Raw genomic sequence first — 5,821 nt, forward strand, 5'->3', positions numbered from 1 at the left:
CCGCAGCCGTCACACCCCAGCCGTCACACCCCAGCCGTCACACCGCCTCAACCGGCGTAGACGCGCTCCACGAACTCCGCGATCTGGCCGTCGTCCAAGTGCCGCGCGAGATCCGCCTCCGACACCATCCCGACCAGCCTGTGGTCCTCCAGCACCGGCAGCCGCCGGATCTGGTTCTCCTCCATGGTCCGCAGCACGTGCGCCACGTCGTCGTTCGCGTCCACCCAGTGCAGGTGCCCGGACATCTCCCCGGCCTTCATCGCCGCCGGGTCGCGGCCCTCGGCCACGCAGCGCAGCACGATGTCGCGGTCGGTGATGATCCCGTGCAACTTGTCGTCCTGGCCGCAGATCGGCAACGAGCCGACACCCAGGTCGCGCATCATGCGCGCCGCGTCGAGCAGGTTCTGGTCGTCCTTGATGCACTGGACACCGCTGTTCATGATCTCCCGTGCGGTGGTCATGCCGAACCTCCTTGTCGGGTCTCCCACCCAGCATGCCCCGGCCGGCCGCTCCCGGCACCTCGGCAGGAGACCCGGCCTACGTCTGAGCCACCAACAACTCGACCACGTCGGCGAGCGACCCGCGCCGCCGGTGCGCCCGCCGCTGCCGCTCCGCGCCCGTGCCGTCCAGCAGCACGCGGTCGAGGCCGTCGACCACCAGGTCTTCGTCCCCGACCGCCCGCAACGCGGGCCGCGTCCAGTCCACCAACGCCCGCACCATGTCCACCGCCGGCACCAGCCGCCCGGCCCGCGGGTCGAGCGCCGCGCCGTCCAACCCGTCCCGCGCCGCCCGCCACAACGCGGTCCGCAGCACGACTTCCGGCACGTCCCACGCCGGCGCACCGGTCAACGCGGTGCCCGCGATCGCCCGGATCAGGGCGGCCAGCACGACGGCCTCGTCCACCGTCGCCGCCACGTCGCACACCCGCACCTCCACGGTGGGGTGGCGGGACGACAGCCGCACGTCCCAGTAGACCATCGCCGGGTCCAACGCCGCCCCCGCCGCACGCAACGCCCCCGTGGCGCGGCGGTAGTCCTCGACCGACCCGAACCACGGCGGCGGGCCCGCCGACGGCCACGGGCTCCACGCCAGGTAGCGCCAGCTCGCGTACCCGGAGTCCCGCCCCTCCGAGAACGGCGAGTTCGCGCTGATCGCCAGCAGCACCGGCAACCACGGCCGCAGGTGGTTGCTGATCAGCACGCCGGTCTCCTCGTCGGGGATGCCGATGTGCACGTGGCAGCCGCAGATGGTCAGCCCGTCGATCAGCGACCCGTACTCGGCGGCGATGGTCCGGTAGCGCTCACCGGACGCCAGCGGCGGCGGCCGGACACCACCCAGAACCGGCGTGCCGGAAGCCACGATCCGCGCGCCGTGCGCGTGCGCCAACGACGCCAACGCGCGCCGCGCCGCCAGCAGCTCCTCGCGCACCTCGGCCATGCTCCGGCACACCGACGTGGCGCTCTCGACCTGGTAGAGGGTCATCTCCGGCTGGAGGTCCAGCGGTCCACCCGGCCCGGAGGCCCGGTCCGGTGGCATCACGCCGTGCAGCACGGTCTCCGCGAGCGGCGCCAAAGCGCCGGTGTCCGCGTCGACCAGCAGGAACTCCTCCTCGACCCCCACCGAGAGCGGCAGGTCCGAGACGGTTCGCGGAAGCGGTATGGCGGTGGCCTCGCTCACCAGGGACTCCCTTCGCTGGGTAGTCAGCCTGATGCTATGAGTAATCACGTTCACCGCACACGCATCGTTGCGGTGAACTCCTTAACTTACCGCCAGGTGCGGCCCTCCGCGCAGCACGTCGACGTGGTCGCTGCCCGGCCTGCCGAGCACCCAACTGGTGCCGCGCAGCGACTTCGCGTGCTCCTTCAACGGCGCCAGCAGCCGGGACACCTCCCGGTACGACCCGACCGTCCCGGCCGCGCAGATCAACGTGGCCAGCGACAACGTCACCCCGCGCCCCTCCGCCTCGAACGGCACGTCCAGCACACCGGCGGAGTAGGGCACGATCTCGTTCAGCCCGGCCACCACCAGGAAGTCGTCGCCGCCGACGTGCCCGACCTGCACACCGGGGTACGACGTCGCGCCCTCCGTGAGCGCCCGCCCGATCTCCCGGATCAGGTCGTCGCCCGCCGCGAACCCCGCCGAGTCGTTGACGCGCTTGAACGCGTCCACGTCCAGCCACCCCACCGCGAACAGCTCGCCGCCCAGGATGCGCCGGTCCACCTCGCGCGCGATCGAGTCGCTGCCCGGCAGGCGGGTCAGCGGGCTCAGCGCCGCCGCCTGCTCCACCTTCATCTCGGCGATGCCGCGCACCACGTCCGCCACCCGCACCACGCCGAGGCACCGGTCGTCGTCGTCCACGACCACTAGGTCGTCGTTGGTGCGCTCGCGGTTGGCGTGCGCGACCACGTCCAGCAGCTCCAGCGCGCTCGAGTCGGCGCCGATCACCTTCGGCTTGTCCGCCAGCCGCGCCGCCTCCCGCTTGGCGTGCAGCGCGTGCCCGAACGGCCCGGTGACGGCCAGCAGGAACCGGTTGCGGTCCACCGTCCACAGCGGCCTGCCGTCGTCGTCCACCAGCACCACGCCGGTGACGGTCGGCTGGTTCGCCAGCACGTCCCGCACCTCCTCGGACGTCGCCGAGTCGGGCAGCGTGGTCGCCGGGTGCAGGAAGTCCGTCACCTTCGGGCCGGCCTTGCGCCGCAACGGCGCGGTCATCGTGGTCGCCTCGGGGTCGTTGACCTCGCTCAGCACCGCCGAGATCGTCGCGTCCACCTTCGGCCGCCGTTGCGCCGCCGCCAGCAGGTTCCCCTGCGCGAGCCGGACGCCGAGCCGGCGCAGCGCCGCCAGCTGCGCCTCCGTCTCCACGCCCTCCGCCACGACCAGCGAACCGGTGTGCTCGCACAGGTGCTGCAACGCCTGCACCAGCGCGTACCGCGCGGGGTCGGTGGGCAGCGCCACCACCACCTCGCGGTCCAGCTTGATCACGTCGGGCTGCACCTCGGTCAGCAGGGACAACGGCGAGTCGCCCTCGCCGACCCCGTCGAGCCCGATCCGGAACCCGTCCTCGCGCAGCCGCTCGATGCCCTTGACCAGCAGCCGCCGCGGCGCGCGCGAGTACGGCGTGCCGACCTCGACGACCAGGTCCGCCGGGGTGCGCCCGACCTCGCGCAGCGCGCCGTACAGCGGGGCCATCAGCTCCGGCTTGTCGGCGACCGTCAGGGCGAGGAGGTTCACGTGCAGCGGCACGCCCAAGCCGTGCTCGGCGGCGTGGCGGACCGCGCGGCACGCGAGCGCGACGTCGGTGTTGGTCAGGTAGCCGGCGCGGAACGCCATCCGCAGCAGGTCCTGCACGGTGCCGTCGTGCGGCCGGGCCAGTGCTTCCACCGCCACGACCCCTCCGGTGTGGAGGTTGAACAACGGCTGGAAGGCGAAGCGAACGTCATCCAGCAAGGCGGGCACGGCCCTGATCGTGCCCGGTCGATCTTCTTTTGCCGAGGTCGTTAACCCGTTGTTCCCGCACTTGTGGCCGAATGCACAGGAAATGCCATCCGAGCACGCATACGCCACGGCGCCGAGCCGAACAGCCGGAGCATCGCCCGGACCGTCCCCCGCAGGTCATCGTGCCCGCCGAGGTAGTCGTGTTGAAGTCTGCCGGACAATTGGAAAAACTCGTGGAAGAATTCCGGAACCTCGTCGGGCGGTAGTGCGAGCAACGCGGCGAGACCGCGCAACCGCAACGCGTGCACGGCCCGTTCCGACGCCGACCGCGCCACCGGCCGCCCCGCCGCGATCGCGTCCGCCACCACCGGCGCCCGCCGCAGCGACACCGCCACGCTGTACCCCGTCGCCGGGTGGACCAGCCCCGCCGCCGCGCCGAACGCGCCGTCCCGCGCCCGCCCGTCCAACGGGATGCGCACCCGCTCCTCGTCCGCCGGCACCGGGATGCCGTGCGCGGCCAACCGCGAGTGCAGGCGCAGCCGGAGTTCCGGCAACGGCAACCCCGGCCGGCGCGCCAAGGACGTCTCCTCCACCAGCACGGCGTCCGCCGACACCGGGATCGCGTACAGGAACGTCGGGTCGCCCGTCGTCGCCTCCGGCGGCTTGCGCCAATCCATGATCAACGCCTCGTCGTCCCCCACGAACGGCGCCGCTCGCACCTTGGGGACGACCACGCCGACCGCCGTCTGGGCCGCGCGCCCACCCGCCGCACCGGTCGCGTCGACCACCCGTCCCCGCAACACCCGCCCGTCGGCCAACGTCGCCGTCACGTCGGTCCGGTCGACCACCCGGCCCGCGACCACCCGCACGTCGTCCGGGAGCCGGCGCAACCCCTCGTTGTCCAGCACCGCGTAACCGCGGGGGATGAGGTGCTCGCCGACGGCCACCGCCCGCGCCCGCGACGTCGCCACCGCGATCGGCGCGCCCGCGGGCAACTCGTCCACCCACGCCGCGTACGTCGCCCGCCACGGACGCTCCGGGTTCGGGTCGACCAGCGTCGTCGCCAACCCCCGCGCGGCACACGCCCGCGCCAGCGCCCGCCCCGCCGGCCCGCCACCGACGACGACCACGTCCATTCAGCGCTCCTCCGACTTCCCGCGCTCCTCCGGCGGCTTCAGCGGCAGCCCGGCGCCCTCGCCCAGCAGGAGCGGCTGGTACTGCGACACCACGTCCGCCAACTGCGCCACCGTCCGCTCGATCGCCGCCCGCGCCGCGTTCCGCTCCGCGATCGCCGCCGACAACAGCAGCGCCGTCAACACCACCGTCCCGTTGAACGCCTGCAACGTCACCATCCGCACCACCAGGTCCAGCCCCGCGAACGGACCCGAGGCCATCGCCGCGCCCCGTGCCGCCAACGTCGCCGCGATCAGCGCGCACGGCGCCGTGCCCGCGTGCTGGAAGCGCAGCGCCGCCCAGATGAGGAACGGGAACACCAGGTACATCAGCCGGAGGTCGTGGGTGGTCGCCACCGCCATCACCACCGCCGTGCTCCCCACCAGCGCCGCAGCCTCCAACCACCGGCGCGTGGGACGCGGACGTCGGCGCAGCGTGCGCAACGCCAGGACGAGCGGGACGAACACCAGCACACCGAGCGCGTCGCCGGTCCACCACACCGTCCACGTCGACCAGAAGTCGCCGCGGGTGATCGCGCCCGTCGCCAGCAGCGCCCCGCTGCCCACCGTCGCGCTGACCGCCATGCCCGCGAACGCCCCGACGAACACGAGCGCGAGCGCGTCACGCGTGCGGTCCAGCTCCGCCCGGAAGCCCACCCGCCGCAACAACAGGTAGGCGGCCACCGGCGCGAGGGTGTTGCCCGCGCCGATGAGGACCGTCGTCCCGAGCTCGCCCAGCGTCGCGTTGACGACGAACGCGCCGACCGCGATGCCCGGCCACATCCGCAGCCCGCCGAGCACCAGCGCGAGCACGGCGACACCGGTCGGCGGCCACAACGGCGTCACCTGGTCGTTCACCAACGCCTGGAGGAGCCCGAGCCGTGCGCCGACGTAGTAGCAAGCCGCGACGACCAGGAGGTGCGCCGCGTACCAGCCGAGCCGTGGGGGGAGCTGCACCGGCACAGCATCCTCCGCCGGACGGCCCCGCACCACGCCTAGCTGCGGAGATGCCGAAACCGACCCCCCGATTTGTATCTGCGCGGGCAGGGGGTGTAACTTTCTCTCTGCCAGCGCGGAACGGGCCGGAGAGAGACCGGAACGGAGCGCGGCGAACATCAGCCCCGGATACGAATCACCTGGAAACAGTGATGAGTGGCGGTGTGCGCGTGTTCTTTGAGAACTCAACAGCGTGCCGAATAGCCAGTAAATTGTAT

5 protein-coding genes are annotated in these 5,821 nt (G+C 72.7%); all 5 read right to left on the reverse strand.

Annotated elements, in window-relative coordinates; all coding sequences use genetic code 11:
- Positions 1-47 precede the first annotated feature (47 nt).
- On the reverse strand, positions 48-461 hold the full coding sequence (locus ACFQ3T_RS17435) for a CBS domain-containing protein (RefSeq protein ID WP_380724328.1): 414 nt from the start codon (positions 459-461) through the stop codon (positions 48-50).
- Positions 462-537: 76 nt separating this feature from the next.
- Positions 538-1,677, reverse strand: coding sequence for a carboxylate-amine ligase (locus ACFQ3T_RS17440; protein WP_380724329.1), 1,140 nt, complete (start codon positions 1,675-1,677; stop codon positions 538-540).
- Between the two features lie 81 nt (positions 1,678-1,758).
- Complete coding sequence (locus ACFQ3T_RS17445; RefSeq protein WP_380724330.1) at positions 1,759-3,456, reverse strand: EAL domain-containing protein; 1,698 nt, start codon at positions 3,454-3,456, stop codon at positions 1,759-1,761.
- A gap of 41 nt (positions 3,457-3,497) precedes the next feature.
- Positions 3,498-4,571 carry a lycopene cyclase family protein gene (locus ACFQ3T_RS17450; RefSeq protein WP_380724331.1) on the reverse strand — a complete coding sequence of 358 codons (1,074 nt, stop codon included), beginning with the start codon at positions 4,569-4,571 and terminating at the stop codon, positions 3,498-3,500.
- Positions 4,572-5,564 carry an MASE1 domain-containing protein gene (locus tag ACFQ3T_RS17455; protein ID WP_380724332.1) on the reverse strand — a complete coding sequence of 331 codons (993 nt, stop codon included), beginning with the start codon at positions 5,562-5,564 and terminating at the stop codon, positions 4,572-4,574.
- Between the last annotated feature and the right edge of the window lie 257 nt (positions 5,565-5,821).

Source organism: Saccharothrix hoggarensis (assembly GCF_042678885.1).
GTDB classification, from domain to species: domain Bacteria; phylum Actinomycetota; class Actinomycetes; order Mycobacteriales; family Pseudonocardiaceae; genus Actinosynnema; species Actinosynnema hoggarensis.

What these genes read in the sequence shown, in the direction of transcription:
- ACFQ3T_RS17435 (WP_380724328.1), bottom strand. Translation starts at nt 461, where the DNA reads ATGACCACCGCACGGGAGATCATGAACAGCGGTGTCCAGTGCATCAAG.
- ACFQ3T_RS17450 (WP_380724331.1), bottom strand. Translation starts at nt 4,571, where the DNA reads ATGGACGTGGTCGTCGTCGGTGGCGGGCCGGCGGGGCGGGCGCTGGCG.